A 26,369-nucleotide genomic window follows, 5' to 3' on the forward strand; every position below is an offset into this window, starting at 1 on the left:
TGCTGATATTTCAGCTACAGTCTATTATTTGCTTTTACGTCAAAGGCATTATTATGTCTATTTGAAAATCTGCAGTGTTAAAAAGTTAAAATATTTACCATTAAATTTATTCTATTTATAAAATATCCAATCAACTTAAATTAAAAAAATCGTTAAGTGAGTGCGTTATGCAAGCTGTACAAGTTAAAGTCTTAAACTCTAAAATCACCGAAGACAAAGCATTTTCTCTTCCTACTCGTGCCACTGATGGCAGTGCTGGCATTGATTTACGTGCTTGTATCGATGAGCCTTTGACGATTAAAGCGGGTGCAACGCATTTAATAGGGACAGGTCTTGCTGTTTATATTCAAAACCCTAATTATGCCGGAATGATTTTGCCGCGCTCAGGTCTGGGTCACAAGCACGGTATCGTCTTGGGTAACTTGGTCGGACTGATTGATGCCGATTATCAAGGTGAGCTGATGGTCAGTATCTGGAATCGTAGCAATGAAGACTTTGTCCTCAATCCAGCAGAACGTATGGCGCAGTATGTCGTCGTACCCGTTGCCCGTCCTGAGTTTGAAGTTGTCGCAGAATTTAGTGACGAGAGTATCCGCGGTGCTGGCGGTTTTGGACATTCAGGTCGTCAGTAATCGTCATTGAATTTTTATTTACCCTAAATTGCATAAATAATATAGTTGGTTCAATGTAATTTGGATAAAAGGAAGCCGAGCGAAAGTACTACAAATAGTAGACTAAGCAAGGCTGACACCGTATCCAATTTATATAGGATTGACTATAGTCAGCGATTTATTTTTTATTAACTATTACACTATTAATCACTTTAACATTAGCCACGATAATAAGGATAGTAAGCGATGCCGTCTTTTGCTACGCAGCAATTCTTATTTCGTGCTTATGATATTCGCGGGTCACGCCAGCATTTTACTCCTGATTTTATAGACGCGTTGGGCAGTGCTTTCGCTCACCTTTATAATACCACTCCTTATTATCCAAAAGATATTCCTTCAAAAAACAGCCCATTTACGCAAAACATCGACTCTGAAAACACCATTATCGTCATCGGCTATGATGTGCGCTTGGGTAGTGATATTATCGCTAAAAGACTGGCTGAAATATTGACTGAGCAGGGCTTACAAGTTATTCAGCTGAACCTAGTAACCACTCCAATGATGGTTTTTTGGGCAGAGCAATATCAGGGTCATGGTATTATCGTGACGGCCAGTCATTCGGCTAAAGACATTTTGGGTATCAAGTGGTTAGTAAATCACCAATCTCCTAGCGACGCCGACATTCAAGTACTGTATCAGCACCTGATCAATAACACGGCTCAACATCAAAGCGACCTTCCAAAAGATATTATCAATCAGTATCAGCCGTTATCTGCACTTAACAAGTCTGTTGCTGGTAAGCAGACCATATTATCTGATGAGCAAGTTGCAACGACTTATATTGAGGCTATTACCCAGGTATTTGAGCAAATCCATCCAGTCAAGCAGCAGAAGACTAAAGATAATCACCGATCATCTGACAAACTTGATTTGACAGTAGTGATTGATTGTATGCATGGGGCGACTAGCAACATCGCCCAGCGTTTATTTGACTGTTTTTGTCAACGGGTCATTATGCTCAACGACACACCAGACGGCGATTTTCCCTTTGGTAATCCTGATCCGACTGAACCTCATCGTCTCATGCAATTACAGCAGCATGTTCTTGCGCATCAAGCAGACATTGGTATCGCTTTTGATGGCGATGGAGACCGTTTGATGGTCGTTGACAATGACGGTAAGGTAGTCGTGCCTGATCATTTACTCTATCTATTGGCAAAAGTGGCACTGGCTGAATATCCTGAATCTTTGCCTGATTCATTATTAACATCGCAAGTTCTCTTTGATATTAAATGCTCTCATCATTTACCAAAGCTTCTGTCTGAGCTTGGCACATTGCCCGTGCTAAGTAAAACGGGTAGCAGCCTTATGCGCCAACAAATGCAGCACTCAGGCAGTCAAATTGTCTTCGCTGGCGAGTTATCAGGACATTTTATATTTAACGATAGCCGCTTTATTATTTATGATGATGCTATGTATGCGGCACTACGATTGTTGCATTGGTTATCAACGGCTGGCAAACTCGGTGGTAAAAAAGCTCTAACAGATATTACTCAATATTTACCTGCGATGGTTAGTACCGCCGACCACTACCTACCAATGCCGCGGTCTGAACACGTAGAGGGTTCAATCGTCGATCAGTTGGCTAGGCTTTGTCTGTATTTACGCCAGCTTGTAGAAGTGACTGCAGAAGACGATTTTGACCATAATCTACTGAATACCTGCTCGCCATCGCTTTGTCATTGTTCGATGGACAAACAACATATGACGCTTGAGCAAGCCAGATATCTATTGCCAGTTGGGACCACACTGAGCTGCATCGATGGCGTACGTTTGGATTTTGCTCACGGTTTTGGTGTATTGCGTCAATCAAATACTAGCTACAAATTAACCGCGCGCTTTGCGGGCGACAGCTTGGATGACCTTAAAGATATTCAAACAAAATTCGCAGATTTATGCCGTCCTTTTGATAAAAAACTGGCCGTACAAATTGCTGCTCTCCCTGCTGAGTAGGCGTATCACACTAACGGTTGTTTCATTAATAGTGACACATTGATAGCGACATGTTAATTATTAGACCACAATGCTGCCAAAAATAAATCACCCCTTTAAAATTGTACTGTAGGAGTTTGTAATGACGCTTAATTTGAATGATGCCAAAATCACCGCTGAAGTATTGACCACCGCTCTGCCCTATATTCAGCGTTTTGTCGACAAACTCATCGTCGTCAAATATGGCGGCAATGCCATGACTGATCCTGCGCTTGAAAGCTCATTTGCTCGTGATATCGTCTTGCTAAAAACGGTGGGGATGCATCCTGTCGTCGTACATGGCGGCGGTCCACAAGTTGATAATTTGTTAAAAGAACTGGGTCGTCAGTCAGACCGTATCGATGGCATGCGTGTCACTGACAAAAGCACCATGGATATCGTAGAAATGGTGCTCGGTGGTAGCGTCAATAAATCTATCGTGAGCTTAATCAATAAGCACGGTGGCCGCGCTATTGGTCTAACGGGTAAAGATGCCAACTTGATTATTGCCAAAAAACTAGTGATGGAAAAAATCGGCGCAGACGGTGTTGCTGTCCCTGTCGATTTGGGGTACGTCGGTGATGTGGTCAGCGTCAATAAAGACGTGATTAACATGCTGATATCCTCTAACTTTATTCCAGTGATCGCGCCACTTGGCGTCGATAGCGAAGGCAACACCTATAATATCAATGCTGATTTGGTCGCAGGTAAGGTGGCAGAGTTTTTGCAAGCAGAGAAGCTAATGCTGTTAACCAATATCAAAGGGGTGCTTGGTCGTGACGGCGAGGTTGTGACGGGGCTCACGCCAAAGAAAGTCGAAAGCTTGATTGAAGACGGTACGATTTCAGGCGGTATGATTCCTAAAATTCAGTGTGCGCTTGATGCGGTACGTAGCGGCGTTAAAAGTGCCGTTATTGTTGACGGGCGTGTGCCTCATGCCACCTTGCTCGAGATTTTCACCAACGAAGGGGTCGGCACACTCATCAGTCGTGAATTAGAGTCATTGGATTAGCAGTTGCATTAATGGGAGTACACAATGGCATTATGGCTATGGTGTCTACTGTTTATTTTAGAAAGCCTGTATTGCTGGTGGATTATTGGCTATGGTGGCGCAAAATGGGTGGAAGGATGGAAATCATTTTTTCTTATTGACTGGTTTGCGCTAGATTGGAATGCAGAACAAATTCGTCTGTATATACTTATTATCTGGCTTGCCAGTGTGATTTGGTTTGTTTTAGGCATGATAAACCCCGAGCTTAGACTGTTCTAAACTCGGGTTTTTTTACGATTTCCTTAAAGAGTTTAGTAAGCACAAAACTCTATCGAGCTGTAGCTGCTATTGCCGTACACTTTCATACGGTGATTGCCTTTACTCTCAGTGGTGTAAGAAGTTTCGTTCTCGTAACGTTCACCATTTAGTCGTCCACTGGGCCCTGATACATAGGCCACGTTTATTTGGTCATCGCCCACGTTGCGAATGACTAGATTCTGATCTGGCGTGAGCCATAAGCGAAATTCTTTGCCGTTTTTGATATTACCGGCAAAACTGCCGCAATAACTGTTTTTTGCAAACGTTATCTTGGTAGATGAGTCAGCTGCTTGCACGCTTGTGACCATTAAAGGAGCGACTGCAAGGGTAGCCATTATTAATAATTTTTTCATCGTCTTATCCTCGTCATTGAATATCATTCACAACTGAACTTAATTCCAATAAAAACAGCATAAGTGATAATGAATAAAAGTGACAGCATATTTATGAAAATTTTTATTTACTGAAATGTTGTATCAAACACCCCTTCATCATAACCACATAAAAGTAGAGATTGACCCTGATTTTTATCTTCAAGCTGACCTTCTATAATCGGACGCTTAATCATGCTGGTATTTCCTACTAGTAAATCAATTGCGCTATCCACACTAGCATCAGCCGCTTGTTTCTGACTGTCATCTAATTTGCGCCACGTCGTCCCGCGTTTGTTCAGTACTTTATCGATACCCAGCTCGTCTACCCAATGCTGGACTGTTTCTTTATCGATGCCTTGTTTTTTATAGTCATGAAAATCATAGTTAATGCCTACCTCATCCAGCTTAGTAAAGGCCTTTTTCATCGTGCTACAAGATTTGATACCGTAAATAGTGATGGTCATAATAGTTTCTCGTGAATTATCATTAATTGTTCCATTATACCTAAGGCTGACTATATATAGAGAATACATGACTTTTAATCCACAAATCCAATTAGCAAATACATCATATCGTCGCAATTTTTGCCAAATTACGCTATGCTATGGCATTGTCAAATTCCACCTATTTTTTATCTGTATTAACCAATTTCGAGCCGACTATGAGCAATGCCGTGACATCTGACCAATCAGAAAACAATTATTATAATCCACAAGCGATAGAAGCGACGCAGCAAGCCAAATGGGCTGCAGACAAGCGCTATGAAGTGGGTAATGAGCCGAGCGGCGATAAGCCAAGTCGTTATATGTTGTCCATGTTCCCTTATCCAAGCGGCAAGCTGCATATGGGTCATGTGCGTAACTATACTATATCCGATGTTTTAAGCCGTTATTATCGCCTCAAAGGTTATGAAGTTATGCAACCAATGGGTTGGGATGGATTTGGTTTGCCAGCAGAAAACGCGGCAATCGCCAACCAAACCCCGCCTGCCAAATGGACCTTTGCCAACATTGACAACATGCGCGCGCAGCTCAAATTGCTAGGCTTGTCTATCGACTGGTCACGTGAATTTGCCACCTGTAGCCCTGAGTATTATCAATGGGAGCAGTGGTTGTTTTTACAGTTATACAAAAAAGGCTTAGTCTATAAAAAGCTGTCCACCGTCAATTGGGATCCAGTCGACAATACGGTCTTAGCCAATGAGCAAGTTATCGATGGCAAAGGCTGGCGTAGTGGTGCTCCGGTCGAAAAACGTGACATCCCCATGTATTACTTTAACATTACCGATTATGCCGACGAGCTGTTGGATGATTTAGATCAGCTAGAAGGTCATTGGCCCTCTGAAGTATTGACCATGCAGCGCAACTGGATTGGCCGTAGTGCGGGTATGGAAGTACATTTCCCATATGAGCTGGCTGGTGAAAGCAATACGTTAGACGTATTCACCACCCGCCCCGATACGTTGATGGGCGTGACTTATGTCGCCGTTGCCGCAGAACATCCACTTGCCCAGTACGCTTCTGAAAATGATGACATGATTGCTCAGTTTTGCGCCCTTTGCAAAAAAGGCTCAGTCGCTGAAGCGGATCTGGCTAAAGCTGAAAAAATCGGTATGGATACAGGTTTAACGGTGACGCATCCTCTGACTGGCGAAGAAGTGCCTGTTTGGGTGGCCAATTATGTGCTCATGAGTTATGGCTCAGGTGCAGTGATGGCAGTTCCTGCTCATGACGAGCGTGATTATGAGTTTGCGACCAAATACAATTTGCCTATCAAGCAAGTCATCAATGTGCCTAATGGTTATTTTGATGCGATAGAAGCAGATGCCAAAGCCAATAATGCCAAAAGCAATCTCGCCTATACCGAACGCAATACTTTGATCAATTCAGGTGAGTTTGATGGATTGGATTTTGAGCAAGCGTTTGAGGCAATGCTGGCTAAGCTTGAACCAAAAGCACTGGCTAAGAAAAAAATCCAATATCGTCTGCGTGATTGGGGCGTGTCTCGCCAGCGTTATTGGGGTTGCCCTATCCCAATGGTCAACTGTGAGCATTGCGGCACCGTCCCTGTTGAAGAGCAAGATTTGCCAGTCGTCCTGCCAACTGACGTCGTCCCTGATGGACGCGGTAACCCACTAAAAAATATTCCAGAATTCGTGAATACCAACTGCCCTAAATGCGGCAACCCTGCTGAGCGTGAAACCGATACTTTTGATACCTTTGTCGAGTCAAGCTGGTATTATGCCCGCTTTGCTAGCCCAAATGACGCACAAAACATGGTCAACAAATCTGCCGCCAATAAATGGCTGCCTGTCGATCAGTACGTTGGCGGTGTCGAGCACGCGGTAATGCATCTACTCTATGCGCGTTTTTTCCACAAGCTCATGCGTGATGAGAACTTGGTAACAGGCGATGAGCCGTTTGCCAACTTGATGACTCAAGGGATGGTATTGGCAGGCACTTTTTATCGCGTCAATGCCGATGGTAGTACGACCTATTATTTTGCAGAAGATATCGATATTGACTTTGATGAGCGCGGTCAACCGATTAAAGCCCTATTAAAGCTAGATGGCAAGCCGGTGACGATTGGTAAAATCGAAAAAATGTCTAAGTCAAAAAATAATGGTGTCGACCCACAAATCACCATTGATAAATATGGTGCTGACACGGTACGTCTATATACGTTATTCACCGCTCCTGCTGATCAAACGCTAGAATGGTCAGATGATGCATTGAAAGGTCCTTATAACTTCGTCAAAAAAGTGTGGCGCCTTGCGACTGAGCATATGCAAGCACTTGCGACTGCAAACTTAAGCCTTGATACGCTAAATAGTGCCGACTTAAATACTGACGGCCTAAGCAAAGAAGCCAAAAACTTGCGTCGTAAGACTCATGAGACGATTGCCAAGATTGACAATGATTTGGGTGATCGTTTGGCATTGAACACGCCAGTATCCAGTTTGATGGAGCTTGCCAATGAGCTGTCAGGCTTTAAATCTAATAATGAGCAAGATTTGCAAGTACAGCATGAGGCATTGACTGACTTACTTATCATGCTATCCGTTTATGCCCCGCACGTTGGCGAGCATTTACTTGAACAGTTAGGGTTAGATACGGCGACGTTAAATTACCCAGCCGTTGATCAAAGTGCGCTGGTGCAAGATACGATCACGATGGTGGTACAGGTCAATGGTAAAATGCGCGGTAAAATGGATGTTGCACCGAATAGCGATCCAGAGCAGCTAAAAGTGCAAGCGCGTACCATGGAAAGTGTGGCAAAATTCATTACTGGCGAGATCAAAAAAGAAATCGTCGTACCCAATAAGCTAGTGAATATCGTGGTTGCAGGCTAACTGTTTTAAGCTAAGCGTTTTAGGCTGAGTACTTTTGGACTGAGTACTCTAAGCCTTCTTATAATTTAAGGATAGCGATTATGTCGTATAAGCATAAAGCTGGGCAGTCACATCAACTCAGATTAAGCGAACAAAACTGTCTTACCAAAAAATCAGGTGGACAAAAGCTAGCAACTGCCCTACTTGCTGCTCTACCAATGTTTGCGGTCATTGGAGCAACAGCAGGTCTCAGCGGTTGTGGTTTTCAGCTACGTGGCTATGATGCTCCGATGCTGTTTGGTGTCGCCAAAACGGCGGTGATTATCGAAGATAATCGTACCTCGTTTCCTCTTAAACTGCCATTAACGCGGCGTCTAGAAACTTTAAGTGTCGATGTTATTGATAACATGACAACGGCAGATGTTGTTAGCAATAATCAACGAGCTGGTGCTGAACCAATTGCCGCTATCGATATCAGTAACGTCCGTTTTAAACGTTATGAGCTGGTCGGTGTTTTGACAGAAATCCGCTTGGTACTATCAGCAAACGTCAGCTATCAAACGATCGAAAACGGCAAACCAGTTACGCTAAGCAATCCTATCCAAGTCGAGCGTAGCTATCAATACAATGATGCATCCGTCAGTACCGACGATCAACAAGGCGATCAGGTTCGTGATTGGCTCTATGATAGCTTGGCACGCCGTATCACTGATCAATATGTTGCCATCTCTCTCCCTAAGGTGACATCGAATGGCGCCAAACTTGTCAAGGCTGGTAATGCCCCAGCAGAGACAGCAGTAGTGGTACCAGATCCTTAACGGTATCATGCGCTGTACATTCAATACTCATCTCCATTAACCTGTGTACCACTCATCTATGCAAGATACCTTTATACAAGCCTACCCAAAACTGCAACAATCCTCAGTTGCAGTAGCTGGCTTGTGGCTGGCGCATGGTGATGAAGCATTATTGAGTCAATGGCTCATAGACGCTTTACGCCCGCATTGGCGTGCGCAGAATTATGCAATTAAGCGCATAGAGCTTATATCGGTTAAGAGCTGGCAAGAAGTATTATCAGAGCTTGGTAGTCAGTCTTTGTTTGATGATGCCAGCGCGTTAATCGTGACGGGCAATCATAAACCAGACAAGGCAGTGATTGAGGAACTAGAACGCTTTGCACAGGATGCTCAAACTGGGGCGCACAGTCATAGCTTATTATGGCTCACGCCTAAACAAGATAAGCGCGCCCAAAGCAGCAAGTGGTTTGCGCCTTTTACTCAGTATGGTCATGTCATCGACTGCAATTTATATAATGAGCAGCAACGTCAGCAGCTCCTGCAGATACAGGCTCAGCAGTTTGGATTAAAGTTGTCTCAAGATGCTTGGCAGCTGCTCATGTCGCATACAGAACACCATCTACTAAGTGCTTATCAAACCTTGTGGCGGTTGTCCTATTTATTTGCGCCTCAGCTCGTCGGTGATAATGACGACTCGTTCCAAGAAGGCAGTAAGCTCACGCAATCGACTAGCAGTGTCGCACTGGATATCAAAGACTTAAAAGCTGCCTTGGTTAGCGATGCTCAATTTAGCGTGTTTGATTTATCGGATGCGATGCTTGCAGGTAATAGCACGCAAGTGGCAAAAATTATCTTTCAGCTCAAAGCCACGGACGAGCCGACAACCTTAGTGTTATGGGCAATCAGTAAAGACATGCGTCAAATTATGCAATTGATGGATGGACAAGATCCGCAAGCGCTTGGTATTTGGCGTAGCAAACAAGGATTGTACCAACAAGCTTGCCGCCGTCAGTCAAAAATTCAAACGGCCGAATGGCCTGCGCTACTTTATCGCTGTGATCAAGCCATCAAAGGACTGATTCGCCAGCCAGCATGGGAATTGTTATTGCAGGCAGCGCTTGAATTGGCAGGAAAACGTTTGTTCACTGCCAAACAAGGTATTTTTTCCTTCCGATAATGGTACTGCCATTGACACACAGCACCACTTTTAGTTTGCTTATTAAATTTACTTAGTATCTCCAATCCTTGATGCTTCTTTGTTTATCAAATCAGATGTAGACAGCTCAAAATCACTATCCTGAACTTGTAAATCTTGACTATCTACGTTGTTAGCAGCCATCGATTTATTGCTTTCCTTACTATTTTGCATATCTCCTAACTGTTCTTGCAGTTTAGTCTTAGAGCTTTGAATGGTACTACTAACAGATTTACCGCTATTTTCAATGAGCTGCTGCAGTGCCTCTGTATCATCACGTTCAAACAGTTTTATTTTTTCCATGAAGTCTGGATCTTCAAGTTCATAATAAGGCGCTATAGAAAATGATAGCTTTTGTGCAATGAAGATTGTGGGCACACTATTTCGATAACTGTTGTAATTACGAACACTAGCATTATATCGTTCACGACGCTGTAAAATAGTTTCCTCTAAATTCTCAAGTTGACCCATTAACGTTTGATAAGTTTGATTGGCTTTCAAATCTGGAAATGCTTGGCTTAACGCTTTCATCGAATCCATGGCTTGATTGCCTTTGCTGATTGATAAATGAGCTAATTTCTCGTGCTCACCATAGCCTTGAGCGATATCAACTACTTGATTGGCCAAGTCTATACGCTTTTTCAATGCTGCCTGTAAATTAGAAAGTTGCTCACGAATGGACTGCATGTCAGTCTGCAACCTATTATAGGTTTTTGCCACCCAAACAAGTATGGCAATAGCAATTGCTATGATAATAATTAACCACATATTAAAGATACCTTATCCGATTTATAATAATAGACATTTTAACTAAAGAAATTTTGTTGAGAATTTCATTATACCTAAGTTCTATACTCGAACGGCCTTACTTATAAAAAATTAAAAAAACTACGAAGAACAAAAGTAGGTTAATAAACGTAAAAGCCCCTCTTAGCAGATTGACAATTCTTCTATTTATATCTTACAGCTTCTCTCGCTTAAGTCGTTATTTCAATAACGACTCCTATCAAAAAAATTGGCCATTTTCAAAAGACACCGCTTCACTGCTTCTAATTTAACAGCAAGTCTCCTCTATTCTTACTGTGTCTAACGCTGCCTTAACCTTTCTTAAACTAATTCCCATTCCATTTTGTGAATGAAGTCTCTACTATAGCTACACTTGATTTAATTGTGACTGGACTGTTGTTATGCGCAAAATGAGCAAAAAATCTGCTATTAAATGGGGAGTTATCGCATTAATTGTCATAGCACTCGGGGCATTGGCTTATACCTTCTTAAAACCAGAAGACACGACACCCAACTATCTAACAGCAAAAGCTGAGGTTGGCGATATCGAAAATAACGTGATGGCTTCTGGCAAAGTCAAAGCATTGAATACCGTTGATGTTGGTGCTCAGGTTTCTGGTGAAGTAAAACGCCTTTACGTTGAGGTTGGTGATGAAGTGAAGCAAGGTGATCTTATTGCTCAAATCGATCAAGTCACGCAAAAGAATAATTTAAGTAATGAGCAAGCCACTCTTGAGCAAAGCCAAGCCGCGATTCAAAGCGCCCAAGCAGAATCATTGAGCCGACAAGCCAGCTTAAAAGGCGCTTTCGCTGACCTTGCTAGCCGCCAGTCCGAGCTAAAACAAGCGCAGTCTGACTTCATCCGTTTGCAGTCTTTAGTTGCCATTGATGCGATATCTCAACAAGAGTATGACACTCAAGCGACCAGCGTAGAGACAGCCAAAGCAGCGGTTGCCAATGCTCGTGCGGCTATCGATACCGCCAAGGCAGCCATTGCGACAGCAGATGCCAATATCAATAGTGAACAAGCCGCACTACGAAAATCACAAACCAACGTGAATACTGCTGAGGAAGATCTCAGTTACACCACGATTCGGGCACCCATATCAGGAACGGTGGTATCAATTACTACTGAGCAAGGCACGACAGTGAATGCCAATCAAACAGCGCCTACCATCGTTACCTTAGCGGATTTATCAACGGTACGTATTAATGCTCAAATATCAGAAGCCGACGTCATTAACGTCAAGGCTGATATGCCCGTTTACTTTAATATCATTGGTAATCCTGATCAAAAGTTCGACTCTACCCTCAAAGCGCTCGAGCCTGCCCCTGAAGTAATTAGTGACACCAGCACAACAGACGCTGCTATCTATTATGTCGGCTATATTGAAGTGCCTAATACTGAGAGGCGTTTTCGTATCGATATGACTGCGCAGGTTTATATCGTTATTGATCAAGCAAAAAATGCCTTATTGATTCCTCCCGCTGCCTTACAGCCTGTCGGCAAAAAAGACAAAGCTGGTGCGGCTAATACTGCGGCTAACGATGATCCAAATGTAAAAACAGCCAACGTTCGCGTTCTAAAAGCAGATGGCCAAGTGGTTGACCAAACCGTGACAACCGGTATCAACAACCGCGTCAATGTACAGATTTTAAGTGGCCTCAAAGAAGGTGATGAAGTGATACTAGGCGAAGAAAGTCCAGAAAAAGGCGGCAAAGGTGGTGGAGCGTTCTAACGCTTCAACATAAAATTGGCATCAATCTTAATTGATAAGCATTTAACCGCTTTCGATAAGCGCAATTATATAAGCAGTATGGATATAGGCAGCATCGCAAATGAATACCCGAGAGTCCAGCCCTACTACCATAGCAAATGTCCCATTGATGCAGGTCAAAGGGCTAATAAGAGAATTCAAAGCTGGTGAACAAACCATTCGTGTGCTCCATGATATCGACCTGACCATCAATCAAGGTGAGATGGTCGCTATCATTGGGCAGTCAGGTTCTGGTAAATCAACCTTGATGAATATCTTAGGATGCTTGGATCAAGCGACTGCTGGTGAATATAAAGTATACGGCCAATCAGTGAGTCGCCTAGATGCTGACGAGCTGGCGAAGCTACGCCGCGAGCATTTTGGTTTTATTTTTCAGCGTTACCATTTGCTTGGTGATATTAACGCACGCGATAACGTGTCTGTACCTGCAGTATATGCGGGTATGGATGGACAAACCCGTAGCGAGCGTGCAGAAAAGTTATTAGCGGATTTGGGATTGGCTGATAAAGTCAATAACCGTCCCAATCAGCTCTCAGGTGGGCAGCAACAACGTGTCTCTATTGCGCGGGCGCTGATGAACGGTGGCGACATTATCTTGGCGGATGAGCCAACAGGGGCGCTTGACAGCAAATCTGGCGAAGACGTGATGAAAATCTTGTACGAGCTAAATGCTCAGGGTCATACTATCATCATGGTCACCCACGATCCCGGTCTTGCCGCACAAGCCGAGCGTGTGATTGAACTCAAAGATGGTTACGTGATTGCCGATTATAAGAACGATAATTATAAGCCAAATCACGTACAACCCGCGCCAATTTTAGACAACAATCGCAAAAGCGTTTTTAGTAGCTTCATTGATCGCCTATTTGAAGCGTTTAAAATGTCTCTGCTCGCGATGCGTGCTCATAAAATGCGCACCTTACTGACTATGCTAGGAATTATTATCGGTATTGCGTCAGTAGTATCAGTCGTTGGGCTTGGAAAAGGCTCTCAGGCGCAAATACTATCTAATATTAGCGCGCTTGGTACCAATACCATTACGGTGCGTGATGGCTATCCCTATGGCGATCCAAGACGACGGTATAACGATGACAATTTGACCCCGCAAGATGCTCAGGCGGTTGCAGATCAGCCCTATGTCGTTAGCGTTAGCCCTCAGCTTGATACCAATGTGGATGTGCGCTATCGCAACATACAAGAAGCTGCCAGCATTAGTGGTGTCGGTGAAGACTATCTTAGCGTCAGTGGTGAGACATTGAGTCAAGGTCAAGGTTTTAATGAGCAAAGCATTCTACGTCGGACACAAGACATTATTATTGATGACAATGCCAAAAAAACCTTTTTCCCTGATAATGATAATCCTATTGGTGAAGTGGTACTGATCGGTAGTGTACCAGGACGCGTTATTGGTATCCTTGAACCCAATACGAGTGGCTTCGGTGGCAGCGTCGACACACCGACGCTATATATGCCTTATACTACAATGATGTCGCGTATCATAGGCGGTTCCAATATCGATAGCTTCGTCGCTCTGATTGACAATAACATTTCTTCTTCGGCTGCTGAGTCGGCAATCTCGCAATTGATGGAGAGTCGTCATGGCACCGATGATTTCCGTATACGCAATTCAGATTCTATTCGCCAAACCATTGAATCGACGACGACGGCCTTGACTTTATTAATCTCATCCATTGCCATTATCTCTTTAGTGGTTGGCGGTATCGGTGTTATGAATATCATGCTGGTATCAGTAACTGAACGCACCAATGAGATCGGGGTACGTATGGCAGTCGGTGCGCGCCAAAGCGATATCATGCAGCAATTTTTGATTGAAGCAATTTTGGTTTGTGTTTTAGGCGGTCTCATTGGCATTGGCATGGCATTCGCCATTGGTGAGTTAATCAACCGTGTTGGTGGTGATAGCTTCCAAGTTATCTATTCACCGACCTCTATTATCGCCGCTTTTGTCTGCTCAACGCTGATTGGTGTTGTATTTGGCTTCTTGCCAGCCCGTAATGCAGCAAAACTAGATCCTGTCGAGGCGCTTTCTAGAGACTAGTACTCAATTATTAACACCTTTAATGTGAATATTTAGAACTCAAAACAGATATAGCCATGGAATTTTGAAAAAATATAGATTTTTATGAGAGATTTGCACTTTTTTTAGAATACGGGGTTGTAATTGTCACAATTATATATATAATGTGCTCTCACGTTTAGGGATACAAAATCTTTAGACGATGAAGCAAGCTTACTGCCTCTTTTAATATTGATTATTCAGTATATAAGATGTGAAGTTTGAACCTAGTTTGGATATCGAGTTTTTTAGAATTTTCGAATAAGAAAACTCTCTTGCGCTCGGACGAAGCAATGCTTCATTATATCCTCGCTCAGGGCCGATAGCTCAGTTGGTAGAGCAGTTGACTTTTAATCAATTGGTCCCGCGTTCGAGTCGCGGTCGGCCCACCATTTTTAGTAGTATGCTTGTTAAGCATTTTGCCCTACTCGGCATTAGCTTAATGAGTTTAGTTTTAAGTAATTTCTTTTTTAAAGGAGTTACTCTTGTTGGCAATAATATACATTTATTGTTAGCATAACTTTTAGAAAATTCTATTTAAAGAATTTTCTCTTGCGAAGCTAAAATTGCAGTGCAATTTTTCAATGCTTCTCAGGGCCGATAGCTCAGTTGGTAGAGCAGTTGACTTTTAATCAATTGGTCCCGCGTTCGAGTCGCGGTCGGCCCACCATATTCAGAAAGCCCAGCTACTATATAAATAGTGGTTGGGCTTTTTCTTGTATAAAGGTTTATTTTATTTTTTACGGTTTCGTTTAAACATACTGAAGTCAGCATTTTTGCGCCATAGTAGCTTATGTCTGATAGTGTCTTTAATCGTACGTGGATGTTTGGGCGCTTCTCTGATAAGCATATCAAAAGTCGCTTCATCTATCGCCAGCTCACCACCATGTGCCATCATCACCATTGAAGGTTGTAAATCTTTGACTCTTTGTAACGATTGAATATAAACTTTGGGATCATAGATGGGAAAAGGCGCAACGAATTTATGATGCAGTTTGATAATTAAATCAGCCGTATATATTTGCCGACTGGGTATATGAAACAAAGACAAATCACGGTCTGTATGTCCTGGTGTTTCAAGCACCTGCCACTCATTAAATTCTGGCACAAAGTCACCCTCTTTGACTCTGATATCAGGCTTGATATGTGCTGAATAATGTAGATTTTTGGGCGATCGACCTTGACGTCTCGCTACATAATGCGCAAGATTAATATCCACAAAATGCATAGCACGCCCGCCAAACCCACTGTACCACTGGTGCTCTTTATCTGCTGACACAATCAGACAACCCGTTTTTTCTCTAAACTTATTTGCACCGCCCGCATGATCTGGATGCATATGCGTCACTACGACTACTTTTAAGTCCGTTATTGGTCTTTGTAATGTCGATTTAATATAGTCCAATACCATCGCCACATCAGGACGACAACCACCGTCCAAGAGCAGGATCCTATCAGGATATATCGCAAGATACATACTTTGAATGTATCCTTCTAAGCATACGATTTCATATGAGCTCATTGATTATTCCTGACTCGTTTATTTTTATACCTGACTTTTTTTATATTTTTAGTATAACGTTGATTGATACAAAATAACGTCCTTTCAGTGAACGCTTGTGACTATTCTTTTGATTGCTTGAGAGATATTTGATAATAGAATTTTTATCCATAAAAAAACCCAGCACTTAGGCTGAGTCTTCATATTAATTATAAATTTTATGGATTATGCCAAATCACGTACTTTTGGCTCACGCTCCCACAGACGCGTTTTAGCATTTTCAATAAAGCCATCAACATCATCAAGCGGCGTCACAAATGAATCTTTTTCGATAGGTAACTTACTCAAGATATGTTCTTCAGTGGCAGGGCAATAAGCGATCGCTTTACAATGCGCATAAGCATCGTTAAACCAGTCTAATGCAGCGCTGTCTTTGGCCAGCTTTTTGGCTGGTGGATGCATGATGATACTTACAATAGCGTCGAAGATTACTGAAGGAGCACCAGCCAAACGCTCGTCAGCTTGGATATGCGTGCCATCATCTAAAGTCACTTCTTTATTAGGAGCGACGATTTTGACACTCGCACCAGCAGCGATAGCCGCTTTTTCGAACTTCTCAACTTCGCTACGGCTTGACCCTTCAGCAACTAAAATACCGACTAGGCGACCCTTTAAGCTCTTAGGTGTGACGCCAATCGTTCTTACGGCAGGAGAAATAGCCATATCTTGTACAGGTGCTGCTGCGTCCGCAGGCTCTGGCAATTCCATACCCAATGCTTTTGCAACGCGGCTAGCCAACTCTTCATCGATGTTTCTTAGATGGCTAAGCGTACGAGTACGAACGTGTGCCGTATCAACTTTACCTAACTCAAAGGCATAAGAAGAGGCAATGTGACTTTGCTCAGTAGCCGTTTGGCTGCGGTAGAACATACGCGGCTGACTGTAATGATCTGCAAAACTCTCAGCACGAATACGACCTTTCACGCCATCATCGAGCTGCTCATGAAATGACTCAAAACCACGTTTGGCACTTTCGCGAGGGCGTGTCGGATCTAGACTTTGTGGTTCATAAAGCACGCGTGTTTTTGGTACTTGCATTTGCATATGACCATCTTGCTGATTGTTAGCAAACGGGCATTTTGGCGCATTGATCGGAATCTGTGCAAAGTTTGGTGAGCCCAAACGTGACAACTGGGTGTCTAAATAACTGAACAGACGACCTTGCAATAATGGGTCATTACTAAAGTCGATACCCGGTGGTAAATGCGATGGACAGAAGGCTACTTGTTCAGTTTCGGCAAAGAAATTATCAGGATTACGGTTTAGCACCATTTTACCCACTATTTTGACTGGTACCATTTCTTCTGGAATCAGTTTGGTGGCATCTAAATGGTCAAACGGGAACTTATCTGCTTCTTCTTCGGTAAATAGCTGCACACCGAATTCCCATTCAGGAAACATACTGTTGTCAATCGACTCGAACAAATCTCGACGATGATAATCAGGATCAGCACCAGATATTTTCACGGCCTCGTCCCAAGTGGTTGATTGCACCCCAAGCACTGGCTTCCAATGGAAACGCATAAAGGTACTTTTGCCATCTTTATTAATCAGACGATAGCTATGAATACCAAAACCTTCAATCATGCGTAGGCTACGCGGTATCCCGCGATCACTCATTAGCCAAATCACGTTATGCATGGTTTCAGGACTTAAAGAAACAAAATCCCAAAAAGTATCATGAGCGGAAGCTGCTTGCGGAAATCCGCGATCAGGTTCAGGTTTAACCGCATGAACTAAATCTGGAAATTTCATGGCATCTTGGATAAAGAAGATAGGCATATCATTACCAACTAAATCCCAGTTGCCCTCTTCGGTATAGATTTTTACTGAAAAACCGCGAACATCACGTGGCGTATCTTTTGAGCCTTTGCTACCAGCTACAGTAGAAAAACGCGTAAAGAGTGGCGTCTGTTTTCCTGTTTCAGTGAGGATTTTGGCCGTCGTATATTCTTCTAGTGACTCTGTCAGCTCAAAATAACCATGCGCCGCACTACCGCGAGCATGAACGATACGCTCAGGAATACGCTCATGATCGAAATGATTGATTTTTTCACGTAATACAAAATCTTCTAGTAACGTTGGACCACGGCTACCCGCTTTTAGAGAATTCTGATTGTCACTAATCGCAACGCCTTGCTGCGTCGTAAGTACCTTATCGTCATCCCCTGCGCGTTGATGAGTTTCGCCCCCATTACCACGCTCTGGGTTCATGTCTTTGGCGGGGTCGTTATGATCAATATTCTTTTTCATAAAATATCCTAGCTGATGAATGAGTTTATAATTGCCAAGCGAATGAAATTTTTAGGTCTTATCCATGACAATTTATTAGATAATCGCTTCGCTATACAAATGAGACTAATTTATAAAATTGTTCTGTAAAAATAATAATGGTTAGGTTTAGAGAAATTTGTAAACTTATCAATGGATTATAGTAACTAAAAATAATAAAAGGAACATGGCGAACCTTGTTGATTTTTGGTTAATGTTTGCATCCAACGTATAAAATTTACGCCCAGCTGCTTTGAGCCCATGCTACTATCAGTCATAGGTTGTCACCATTTGTTTGATACTCTGCTATATAAGCTGTGGCACGTAAATAGCGAATCGCCAATACAACCTGTCATGATAGTGGGCACTTTCGATAGCCGACTGTTTATTTTCTAATTCAAAATATGAGGCTATTTATGTTTTCATTGCAAGTGTCTACGCGCGTCCTTTCTGTCCGCTCTTCACTCACTTATTTGTCATTCGGCCTAATGGCTTTGACGGTTAGCCAAACGGCGGCCGCCATTACTACTAAAACGGTTACCTATACAGTAGATAACCAAGCATACGAAGGCTATTACGCTAAAGCGGATAAAGCAAACGCCCCATTTATTTTGCTCATTCATGATTGGGATGGTTTAACGGATTACGAGCGCAAGCGCGCTGACATGTTGGCAGAAGAAGGCTACAACGTACTGGCAGCAGACATGTTTGGGCAAGGCATTCGCCCTACTTCTATTGAAGAGAATAAACGCTTAACTGGCGCACTATATGATGACCGAAACAAGATGCGACGCATCGTTGCTGGTGCTTTGACGGCAGGACAGCTACAAGGTAACAATGTCCGTGACGGCGTAACGATGGGTTATTGTTTTGGCGGTACGGTTGCTTTAGAGATTGCAAGATCTGGCTTTGAGCAAAAAGCTTTTGTGCCTTTCCACGGTGCTTTTGATATTCCAACTGGTCAAAGTTATGATAAAACGACTGGAGAGATATTGGTGTTTCATGGTTCTGCTGATGAATCGGTATCTTTAGAGAGCTTTACTACTTTGGGTAAGACCTTGGAAGCTGCCAAAGTGCCTCATGAAATGATTACTTATGGCGGCGCGCAACATGCCTTTAGCGTATTCGGTGGCGACAAATATGATGCTCGAGCTGATGAGCGCTCTTGGAAGCGTTATTTAGATTTTTTAGCGGATACATATAAATAAACTGAAACTAATTTTTCTTAAGGCCTGTTCTTATTTAAAAATATTATGACGGTTTAAATAGCATCATGATAGCGTAATAATTCACTCTATCGTGGTGCTTTATGATTTGCTAGGCTTGGCGTACAGTTTTCAGTTTTCAGTTTTCTGAAAAATTAACAGCTGATTATTGGCAGGCATCTCATACGTATTACTCAACATCAGATGATGTTTGTTTGCTAACGCTAAGATATCTTCTTTATTACGGATACCGCTGTTTGGATCGCGCTGGCGTAGGCTCATGTCAAATTGTTGATTGCTGGCACTGGTATATTGTCCATTTTCATTAAATGGTCCATAGACAATGAGCTTTCCAAATGAAGGCAATATGTCTCCTGCCAAAGCAAATAACCTCTCCACTAAAGGCCAATCGATAATATGTAACGTATTGGCCGTAAATAACGCATCGTACGGCATGTTAAGATCAGTGTTAATAGGCACTGAATCACTGGATAAGTCAAAAGCCAATGGTGCATACAAGTTAGTAGCAGGATAGGCCGCGTGCCAAGCATGGATAGCAGCATGATTGGCCAAAACATCGCTAGTTTGCCATTTCAAATGTGGCAATTCTGGTGCGAAATAAACGCTGTGCTGACCCGTTCCTGAGCCAACTTCCAGTACCTGTACAGTGTCTGCCAACTCTTTTTGCAAAACTGCCAAAATAGAATATTTGTTGTTCTCACAAGCTTGAGAAAATACTAGCTTGTTTTCATGATTGATATCGGTATTGCCTAAATTTTTATTATTCATAACAGCCTTTTAAACCCAATTCAGCAGCAAAAACTAATAGATACCCGCTTCTACTCCAGCCGCAAGCGTCATTGCTAGCTCTTCAACTTGCTCAGCAAATTCCTCTTGCCAATCACCCTTTAGTATTAGACCACCCTGAATCCACGACCAACGCAATCCCGTGGTAATGGTCTTGACAGCTAGCTTAGTGCCCGTACCATCCTGTCCTGCTCGAATGTATAAAGCAAATGGCAGCCCTTGCTTTTCTTCCAGCACAGGATAATAGCAGCGATCAAAAAAATCTTTAGTCATTCCCGCCATGTAGGCAAGATTCTCAGTCGTCCCTAACAATACTGCATCTGCTGCCAACACATCTTCTGGCTGCGTGTCCTGAGGCGACTTAAGAATCACATTAATATCTATATCAGGATGATTGGCACCTTTATAAGCCGCTTGCGCCAACTTTTCAGTATTAGGTGATGGCGCATGCGCAACGATAAGTAATGTTTTGGTAGCCATCTCAAGATTGATTGCCGTTGCTAAAGACGACGTTTTGAGTGATATCAGGATGCAAGCTATTGGCCACAGGACATGTCAAAGCTGTGTTATAAAATATCTTTAGCGTCTTGTCATCAAGCGTCTGATTAAAAGTCACAATGATATGCACTTCACTTACGCGTCTTGGGTCGGCTGCCATAATCTTGGTCACTTCAGCGGTAGTACCCGTAATATCAATGCCCATATCAGCGGCTTTGATACCGATAATGGTCAGCATACAACTGGCTAAACTGGTGGCTAGCAAATCAGTTGGTGAAAACGCCTCGCCTTTGCCCTGATTGTCAGTTGGTGCATCGGTGATAATTTCATTGTTTGATTGCAGATGAATGGCGGTAGTTCGCAAATCGCCTTGGTAAGTTACTTTTGATGTGGTCATAGGGTTCTCTTTGATGGTTGTTATTGGATTATTATTAGATACTTTATTGATATAACATATAAAGCTCAAACTGTTTAAATAGAATAATATATACAGATTTTAAATACTGTTAGAAAAAATTTCATAAATGTATAATGTAAGCATTAATTCCAACCATCCTCACTAGGTATAGTCATACCTACACCGCCAGAAACGTTTATAGAATAGCCCCCTAATGTTATTATATCTTTAAACAATTTAAAGCCAACAAACCGAGCATCAAAAGGCTCTGATGTAGATAAAAAAAGCGTTCTTGCATCTAGACGAGTAGCTATACATAGCTGCAAATACCCACCAATACTATTTACACTTTTATCTTTCAGCAGACTAGTCAATACTATGATAGGAGACCTCCACCAATTGATAGTATCAGATTCGAACTTTAATCTTATCTTTTCAATTTTATTTTCAATGTCATCTTTCCTATCTCCAAGGATAAGATATGAATTATCGGATATATCCACCTCTTCAATTTTAATTTCAGCTGGAGACTCAGGGCTATTCGATAGTTTAATCGATAAGTACCTACCCTCTGATTTACAATAGCCGAAAATTACAAACTCACACCTTGTATTTTTCGGAAAAAGCAAGCCTAAACTCTTTATATATATATCGCCTATCTTTTTAGTTAATTCTGCAACATCCATCAAAGAAGGCATTTTTTTGTCAGTTGGATAATTAGGAGCATCGTAGTAGTTGATTTCCCTTAAGTTGGATAGAAAGCTACTAAGCATTTCTTTTACATTTGTACCAATTAAAGTACTACCAGCAAACCCAAATCCAAACCTAAATAGAACTTTAGGATGTGTCTTTAGATAGTCAGAACTTTCAAACGTATATGCTGTGATTGGAAATAATTTTGGGCAATTATCTATCATAATATTGCTACCGCTAGAAACTCTCGAATCACTAACTGCCCAAATACTGTCAAAATCTTCCTTATTTCTCCAACATATTATGGATGTCATAGCACTACCTTAAAGTTTAATATTTATATAATTTTTTGGTAAAACATAGATATCTTCCAACTATCAAACTCTCGAATTTCATTGCCTAAATTATGACAAGGTTCCTGATGTTCTCGATTATTCCGATAAGACATAAAAAATTAGTGACTAAGTTTTTTCTTTAAACTAAACATCCTAGTAGATGTTAATTTAGAAACGAAACATTAATGAATTACTACAACTAAACTTACCTTCCAAACCAGCTTTCCAATGACGCATTGCTAGAATCTATTCGATCAGAGAAGTAGCATTCTTTTATCGCTTCAAATACTGCTTAAGTATCTTTAAACTCTTCATTAAACCACTCTGGTCCAGGACCTGGTGCAGCAGAAATACTGATATTAACCAAATATTTAGCCTTTCTACCTTTTCCTCTCATAGTAACTTTTGCTGAAGGCGCATTAATTGTTAATAACGTAGTACCAATCGCTGACAATTGATCTTCAGTCCAACCCCGAAACAAGGAGCCTTGCAGTGATGCAGGTCTTGCAACCTGAAGTTCTTGCTCATCGTAATTTTCATATACGATCAGACCTAGCTCAGCTACTCTTACCGCTATATCAAAAAGCTCCATTCATCCTCCTGTACGTTACAACGATTAATCTAGCACTGATATTACTAATCAACAATATAATTGTCATATAGAAAGTTACTTTAGTATGTTTTCAAAGATAAATATAAAAAGTTAAATAAAAAATGAGATTATAGTCAATAAGGATTTATCTGAAGCAAGCAAATGAACCAAACAAAAATGCCATACATTTGGTATTCATTCTCAAATTCTTTACTCCATTTACAATCCACCTGTGATATCTAAGAAATTGCCAGTCGAAAAAGAGGATTTATCTGACGCCAGCCAATAGATTGCTTCAGCAACTTACTTGCTTGGCAAACAGCTTCGCTGTGGCAGCACCAATACCTCGACCACCACCTGTGATGAGTGCCACTCTTTGAATACTCACACATCTATCCTTGATATACACATCTAAAATAATACCTACAACGAGAGCTAGCTTGGAGCACTGCACAAAACCTATCTTTGCAGAACTCGTTATTAACGATCAAACTCGGCAATATGAAGCAGCTCACCCGCTGGTCCCCATAAATAGAATACCTTGCCCCACGCCTCTTGCTGAATAGATGTGATTCTAGTTTTATGCTCCGAGCTTGAGCACACATTGAATGCTTCCTCGATATCTGACACGCAAATTTGCAGCATAAAATTATCTGCCAGCTCTTGATTGTAAAACCGTTGCAAATATAAAGAGCACGCTCCATTCTCAAAAAGCGTTAAATCATCTATTATAAATTTAGGTTTAAAACCAATTTCCGAATAAAACGCCTTTGAGACTTCATAGTCTTTACTGGGAACAAATACTTTTATATCAGTGACATTCATGACAATTTCCAAAGGCTATTAAAGCTGTATTATAATTCTAAGTGATAGGTGGCTGAGGTATTAAAAAGATCGGAACCAAGTCAACTACAAATGTCTGACCTTCAAATAATTGACGATACGCGTATCCCATTTATATACGCCTTAGCCATTTTAGGACTTTTCAGTCTTATAAACTCTATATGACGATACTTAGGATCGTTGGACATTTCTGTATAGCGGATACGGTTGCGCTTATAGGTTTTTAATGTCCAGATAATAATGGAATCACGGCTAAAGAATGACTTACCAAATGTCTCAATATTACCAGTATTTTCCCAAAGCTCCGTTTTGATGACTGAGCGAAGAAACGCGCGTTTTACTGCTTGATAAACCGTGCGAGAGAACGGGTAATCTATCCATATAACCTGATCAATATTTACCCATTTTATATCAACCGTCCTATTATAATTACCATCAAGAACCCAGCTGTCTTGCGACAGACAACTTTCAAGCTTAGCAAAGAACTCTTCATCACTAGATTCTTGCCAATTAGGTTGCCAAAACATCGCATCCATTTCAATATAGGGATAACCCAATGTCGTCGCTAACATACGGCTAAAGGTAGATTTACCACTTCCGCTAGTGCCGATCACATTGATTCTTTTCATACCTTTTACCTAAAACTTTATCGGATTTTTTTAGCGCCTGCTCAATCACGTATAGTCTAAATATTTTAAAAGCGCTACAGTACTGCTAAAATCAATTTTTGCAGCCTCTGTCTGCGCAGGCACAGTAAGCAAGAAAATTGATTTTGGCAGTGTGTGACATATCTATATTATTTTTCACTGACTATATAGTCTAAGTCTTAAGCTTACATTAGATTAGATTAGAGTGAAGTTTTAACTGAGTGTTATTAACTGTAATCGGTATAAAACTGATTTTTACGACAGACCCTACACGTAAACTTATATATTGCTAGGTCACTACCTTTATGATACGACTGTAATATATTTGGCCAATCTTCAGCTTTTATATATTCAGCAGCTAAGAATTTGTTTAACTCTTCACCAGAAAGAGCTTCAAGGTCTGACTTTTCAGCATCGCCATGAAATTCACAAGCATCATCGCAGTGGGATAGCCAACGTTCTTGTTGCCAAGAAATAAAGCTTGGTGTCCGCTCGCACACTTCCTCGATAATATCTTTTCTGATCCCATCAGAAAACAATGGATGAGAATCTGAAAACTCTCCGTCAAATTTTTTAGCAGCAGAACCATCAGCAATACACCAAGGACAAATGGTCTCGACTTCGTCTACTGAGTGTATTGTGGAAGTAGCCCTATAGCCTCTAGATTTACCGCAACATTCACACTCTTCTTTAGTTGTCTCAATTGCACCGGTATTGATTGGATTTGGATGATATTTAAATGATGGTAGAATCATTGTCTTTCCTTATAAAGCTAATGCACATGGAAATCTAACTCAACATATTTAACAGAATTATTAACTGGCCTAGTAAACTGTAATAGTGCCATAACCCAAAAATTCTTTTCTTGTTTCCTTTCGCACTACCTTTGAATTACCGCCACACTTAATGCATGAATATATCGGCATTGGTGGTTTATAACGCTTGCGAAACTCTGAAAAAGATAAGTTAGGTTTAATTGGAGTGTCTATGTAGTATACCGACACAGATTTGAAACCTACCCCAACTCTTGCTTCTAGTTCATCTATCGTTTCATCCTGCCGCTGCTCAGTTAAGGCTATTCGATTGCCTAGTGCAGTAAGTGCAACACAACCGACTGTCAGCATATCTGTATCTGCTACGAACGTGAATACTGGAAACATTTCATGGCAACACTGACACTTAGATATTTCTATCTCACCTTCTTGATACATGATAAATCCAATTAAATTAACGTTAAACTAAAAATAGGTTTTAACCAGTCTCGACGAGTGTAGATATTGGTTTGATTATTTCGATGATTAAATATCAGTCATATCAGCAACGCAAACGATAAGAATTTTAATAGAAGAGCGATTAGGTTGAATTGTGCAGCTGTCTAATACCCGCAGTACGCAAGTACATGTAGTCGAATGGAAGACGTAATAGAAAAGCCATAACTATGTTTGCATCTGCCATTCTTTACTTGCCTACCACCAATTTATCAAAATCATGCAGGAGGCTTACTAGATTAGAGGCTTCTTCTACACGGCTGTGATAATCATATTGCCGCATAGCCATCAATCCAACTTGGCTACTATTAGGATACGTACTTGTCTGCGCCGCTTTACGAGCATTTGGCAAAAAGACACATTGCAGCCACAGCTCGAAAGACGGTGCTTGAAGATAGTTATCTACATTAACACTTGGAGGATTTTCTTGCCAAAGTCCGATTTTTTTCATTTCGGCTTCAATCTTATCAAGAGCTAAGAGGATTTTTTGATCTTTTTTAGAATGCTTTTTAAAAAATCTTATAATACTCATACTTATGATTCCCTTGAAGCTAATGATTTACGCACCAATCTGCTAAAGCTATTAATTTCATATAAAAAAATTATAGATTTAGTAAACCACCGTCTAAGTAACTTAAGAAATTATGATGCTATAAATTTAGCACTGATAGAATTAATCCACAATATAAATAGAAAGATAGATTGTGTTAACAAATTCACAGCCATGAAGTCATTATATCTAGTAAAAAAGCATGAGGCATAATAAAAGATTTATCGAACTGAGAGACGCGGGCATACTGTGGGGAATACGGATGAGGAAAGTAAAAGTGAGTAGTGAAGGGAGACTTTTAAGCAATGGATGAGCGAGTTACCTCAACCCCCACGCAAACAAAACCCCCTTACACTTTTGTGTAAGGGGGTAATGAGGAATAGAGAGCTGACGATGACCTACTCTCACATGGC

25 protein-coding genes and 2 tRNA genes are annotated in these 26,369 nt (G+C 41.5%); 12 read left to right on the plus strand and 15 right to left on the minus strand.

Annotated features, from left to right (window positions below):
• Window positions 1-167: 167 nt before the first annotated feature.
• The 4 genes from dut (at window position 168) to JMX48_RS10450 (ending at window position 3,912) form a co-directional block, all read left to right on the plus strand.
• Complete coding sequence (gene dut / locus JMX48_RS10435; RefSeq protein WP_201537485.1) at window positions 168-632, plus strand: dUTP diphosphatase; 465 nt, start codon at window positions 168-170, stop codon at window positions 630-632.
• A 225-nt stretch (window positions 633-857) separates the two neighbouring features.
• Window positions 858-2,624 carry a phosphomannomutase gene (locus JMX48_RS10440; protein ID WP_201537487.1) on the plus strand — a complete coding sequence of 589 codons (1,767 nt, stop codon included), beginning with the start codon at window positions 858-860 and terminating at the stop codon, window positions 2,622-2,624.
• 121 nt (window positions 2,625-2,745) lie between these two features.
• Complete coding sequence (gene argB / locus JMX48_RS10445) at window positions 2,746-3,654, plus strand: acetylglutamate kinase (protein WP_201537488.1); 909 nt, start codon at window positions 2,746-2,748, stop codon at window positions 3,652-3,654.
• Window positions 3,655-3,678: 24 nt separating this feature from the next.
• Window positions 3,679-3,912, plus strand: coding sequence for a hypothetical protein (locus tag JMX48_RS10450; protein WP_201537490.1), 234 nt, complete (start codon window positions 3,679-3,681; stop codon window positions 3,910-3,912).
• 32 nt (window positions 3,913-3,944) lie between these two features.
• On the opposite strand, the gene JMX48_RS10455 is transcribed toward JMX48_RS10450, so the two are convergent.
• Both JMX48_RS10455 and JMX48_RS10460 read right to left on the minus strand, forming a co-directional pair.
• On the minus strand, window positions 3,945-4,304 hold the full coding sequence (locus tag JMX48_RS10455; protein WP_201537493.1) for a hypothetical protein: 360 nt from the start codon (window positions 4,302-4,304) through the stop codon (window positions 3,945-3,947).
• Between the two features lie 107 nt (window positions 4,305-4,411).
• Window positions 4,412-4,789, minus strand: a complete 378-nt coding sequence (locus JMX48_RS10460; RefSeq protein ID WP_201537495.1) for a Spx/MgsR family RNA polymerase-binding regulatory protein — start codon at window positions 4,787-4,789, stop codon at window positions 4,412-4,414.
• Between the two features lie 197 nt (window positions 4,790-4,986).
• Here JMX48_RS10460 and leuS point away from each other — a divergent pair, with 197 nt between their 5' ends.
• The 3 genes from leuS to holA all read left to right on the plus strand — a co-directional run bounded on the left by leuS (window position 4,987) and on the right by holA (window position 9,630).
• Window positions 4,987-7,677 carry a leucine--tRNA ligase gene (gene leuS, locus JMX48_RS10465; protein WP_201537497.1) on the plus strand — a complete coding sequence of 897 codons (2,691 nt, stop codon included), beginning with the start codon at window positions 4,987-4,989 and terminating at the stop codon, window positions 7,675-7,677.
• Between the two features lie 80 nt (window positions 7,678-7,757).
• A complete protein-coding gene (locus tag JMX48_RS10470; RefSeq protein ID WP_227687985.1) occupies window positions 7,758-8,474 on the plus strand; it encodes a hypothetical protein in 717 nt (238 codons plus the stop codon).
• A gap of 58 nt (window positions 8,475-8,532) precedes the next feature.
• On the plus strand, window positions 8,533-9,630 hold the full coding sequence (holA, locus tag JMX48_RS10475) for a DNA polymerase III subunit delta (RefSeq protein WP_201537499.1): 1,098 nt from the start codon (window positions 8,533-8,535) through the stop codon (window positions 9,628-9,630).
• Between the two features lie 48 nt (window positions 9,631-9,678).
• Here holA and JMX48_RS10480 read toward each other — a convergent pair whose 3' ends face one another.
• A complete protein-coding gene (locus JMX48_RS10480) occupies window positions 9,679-10,416 on the minus strand; it encodes a LemA family protein (protein WP_201537501.1) in 738 nt (245 codons plus the stop codon).
• 419 nt (window positions 10,417-10,835) lie between these two features.
• On the opposite strand from JMX48_RS10480, the gene JMX48_RS10485 reads away from it, so the two are divergent.
• The 4 genes from JMX48_RS10485 to JMX48_RS10500 all read left to right on the plus strand — a co-directional run bounded on the left by JMX48_RS10485 (window position 10,836) and on the right by JMX48_RS10500 (window position 14,959).
• On the plus strand, window positions 10,836-12,173 hold the full coding sequence (locus JMX48_RS10485; protein ID WP_201537504.1) for an efflux RND transporter periplasmic adaptor subunit: 1,338 nt from the start codon (window positions 10,836-10,838) through the stop codon (window positions 12,171-12,173).
• 100 nt (window positions 12,174-12,273) lie between these two features.
• Window positions 12,274-14,271: a MacB family efflux pump subunit gene (locus tag JMX48_RS10490; protein ID WP_201537506.1), complete on the plus strand. Its 1,998-nt coding sequence runs from the start codon at window positions 12,274-12,276 to the stop codon at window positions 14,269-14,271.
• 334 nt (window positions 14,272-14,605) lie between these two features.
• Window positions 14,606-14,681 (plus strand) — tRNA-Lys (locus JMX48_RS10495).
• 202 nt (window positions 14,682-14,883) lie between these two features.
• Window positions 14,884-14,959: transfer RNA gene (locus JMX48_RS10500), tRNA-Lys, on the plus strand.
• A 63-nt stretch (window positions 14,960-15,022) separates the two neighbouring features.
• Here the strand turns inward: JMX48_RS10500 and JMX48_RS10505 are convergent.
• Both JMX48_RS10505 and JMX48_RS10510 read right to left on the minus strand, forming a co-directional pair.
• The gene (locus tag JMX48_RS10505) at window positions 15,023-15,811 is read right to left on the minus strand and encodes an MBL fold metallo-hydrolase (protein WP_201537508.1); all 789 of its coding nucleotides are present in this window, start codon (window positions 15,809-15,811) and stop codon (window positions 15,023-15,025) included.
• Between the two features lie 204 nt (window positions 15,812-16,015).
• Window positions 16,016-18,103 (minus strand): catalase, encoded by a 2,088-nt coding sequence (locus JMX48_RS10510; protein WP_201537511.1) that lies wholly within the window; start codon window positions 18,101-18,103, stop codon window positions 16,016-16,018.
• 434 nt (window positions 18,104-18,537) lie between these two features.
• Here JMX48_RS10510 and JMX48_RS10515 point away from each other — a divergent pair, with 434 nt between their 5' ends.
• Window positions 18,538-19,329 carry a dienelactone hydrolase family protein gene (locus tag JMX48_RS10515; RefSeq protein WP_265088783.1) on the plus strand — a complete coding sequence of 264 codons (792 nt, stop codon included), beginning with the start codon at window positions 18,538-18,540 and terminating at the stop codon, window positions 19,327-19,329.
• A 129-nt stretch (window positions 19,330-19,458) separates the two neighbouring features.
• Here JMX48_RS10515 and JMX48_RS10520 read toward each other — a convergent pair whose 3' ends face one another.
• From JMX48_RS10520 to JMX48_RS10565, 10 genes are all read right to left on the minus strand, one after another.
• Window positions 19,459-20,115: a DUF938 domain-containing protein gene (locus tag JMX48_RS10520; RefSeq protein WP_201537513.1), complete on the minus strand. Its 657-nt coding sequence runs from the start codon at window positions 20,113-20,115 to the stop codon at window positions 19,459-19,461.
• 33 nt (window positions 20,116-20,148) lie between these two features.
• On the minus strand, window positions 20,149-20,613 hold the full coding sequence (locus JMX48_RS10525) for a flavodoxin family protein (protein ID WP_201537515.1): 465 nt from the start codon (window positions 20,611-20,613) through the stop codon (window positions 20,149-20,151).
• A gap of 1 nt (window position 20,614) precedes the next feature.
• Window positions 20,615-21,028: an OsmC family protein gene (locus JMX48_RS10530; protein WP_201537516.1), complete on the minus strand. Its 414-nt coding sequence runs from the start codon at window positions 21,026-21,028 to the stop codon at window positions 20,615-20,617.
• 143 nt (window positions 21,029-21,171) lie between these two features.
• The gene (locus tag JMX48_RS10535; protein WP_201537518.1) at window positions 21,172-22,035 is read right to left on the minus strand and encodes a hypothetical protein; all 864 of its coding nucleotides are present in this window, start codon (window positions 22,033-22,035) and stop codon (window positions 21,172-21,174) included.
• A 313-nt stretch (window positions 22,036-22,348) separates the two neighbouring features.
• Window positions 22,349-22,648, minus strand: a complete 300-nt coding sequence (locus JMX48_RS10540; protein WP_201537520.1) for a hypothetical protein — start codon at window positions 22,646-22,648, stop codon at window positions 22,349-22,351.
• A 480-nt stretch (window positions 22,649-23,128) separates the two neighbouring features.
• Window positions 23,129-23,473, minus strand: a complete 345-nt coding sequence (locus JMX48_RS10545) for a hypothetical protein (RefSeq protein WP_201537522.1) — start codon at window positions 23,471-23,473, stop codon at window positions 23,129-23,131.
• A 101-nt stretch (window positions 23,474-23,574) separates the two neighbouring features.
• A complete protein-coding gene (locus tag JMX48_RS10550) occupies window positions 23,575-24,120 on the minus strand; it encodes a shikimate kinase (RefSeq protein ID WP_201537524.1) in 546 nt (181 codons plus the stop codon).
• A 245-nt stretch (window positions 24,121-24,365) separates the two neighbouring features.
• Entirely contained in the window at window positions 24,366-24,893 is a 528-nt protein-coding gene (locus JMX48_RS10555) for a CbrC family protein (RefSeq protein WP_201537526.1), read from the minus strand.
• Window positions 24,894-24,962: 69 nt separating this feature from the next.
• Window positions 24,963-25,349 (minus strand): hypothetical protein, encoded by a 387-nt coding sequence (locus JMX48_RS10560; protein ID WP_201537528.1) that lies wholly within the window; start codon window positions 25,347-25,349, stop codon window positions 24,963-24,965.
• 247 nt (window positions 25,350-25,596) lie between these two features.
• The gene (locus tag JMX48_RS10565; protein WP_201537530.1) at window positions 25,597-25,938 is read right to left on the minus strand and encodes a YqcC family protein; all 342 of its coding nucleotides are present in this window, start codon (window positions 25,936-25,938) and stop codon (window positions 25,597-25,599) included.
• Window positions 25,939-26,369 lie beyond the last annotated feature (431 nt).

It is taken from the genome of Psychrobacter immobilis (genome assembly GCF_904846225.1).
GTDB classification, from domain to species: Bacteria; Pseudomonadota; Gammaproteobacteria; order Pseudomonadales; family Moraxellaceae; genus Psychrobacter; species Psychrobacter immobilis_F.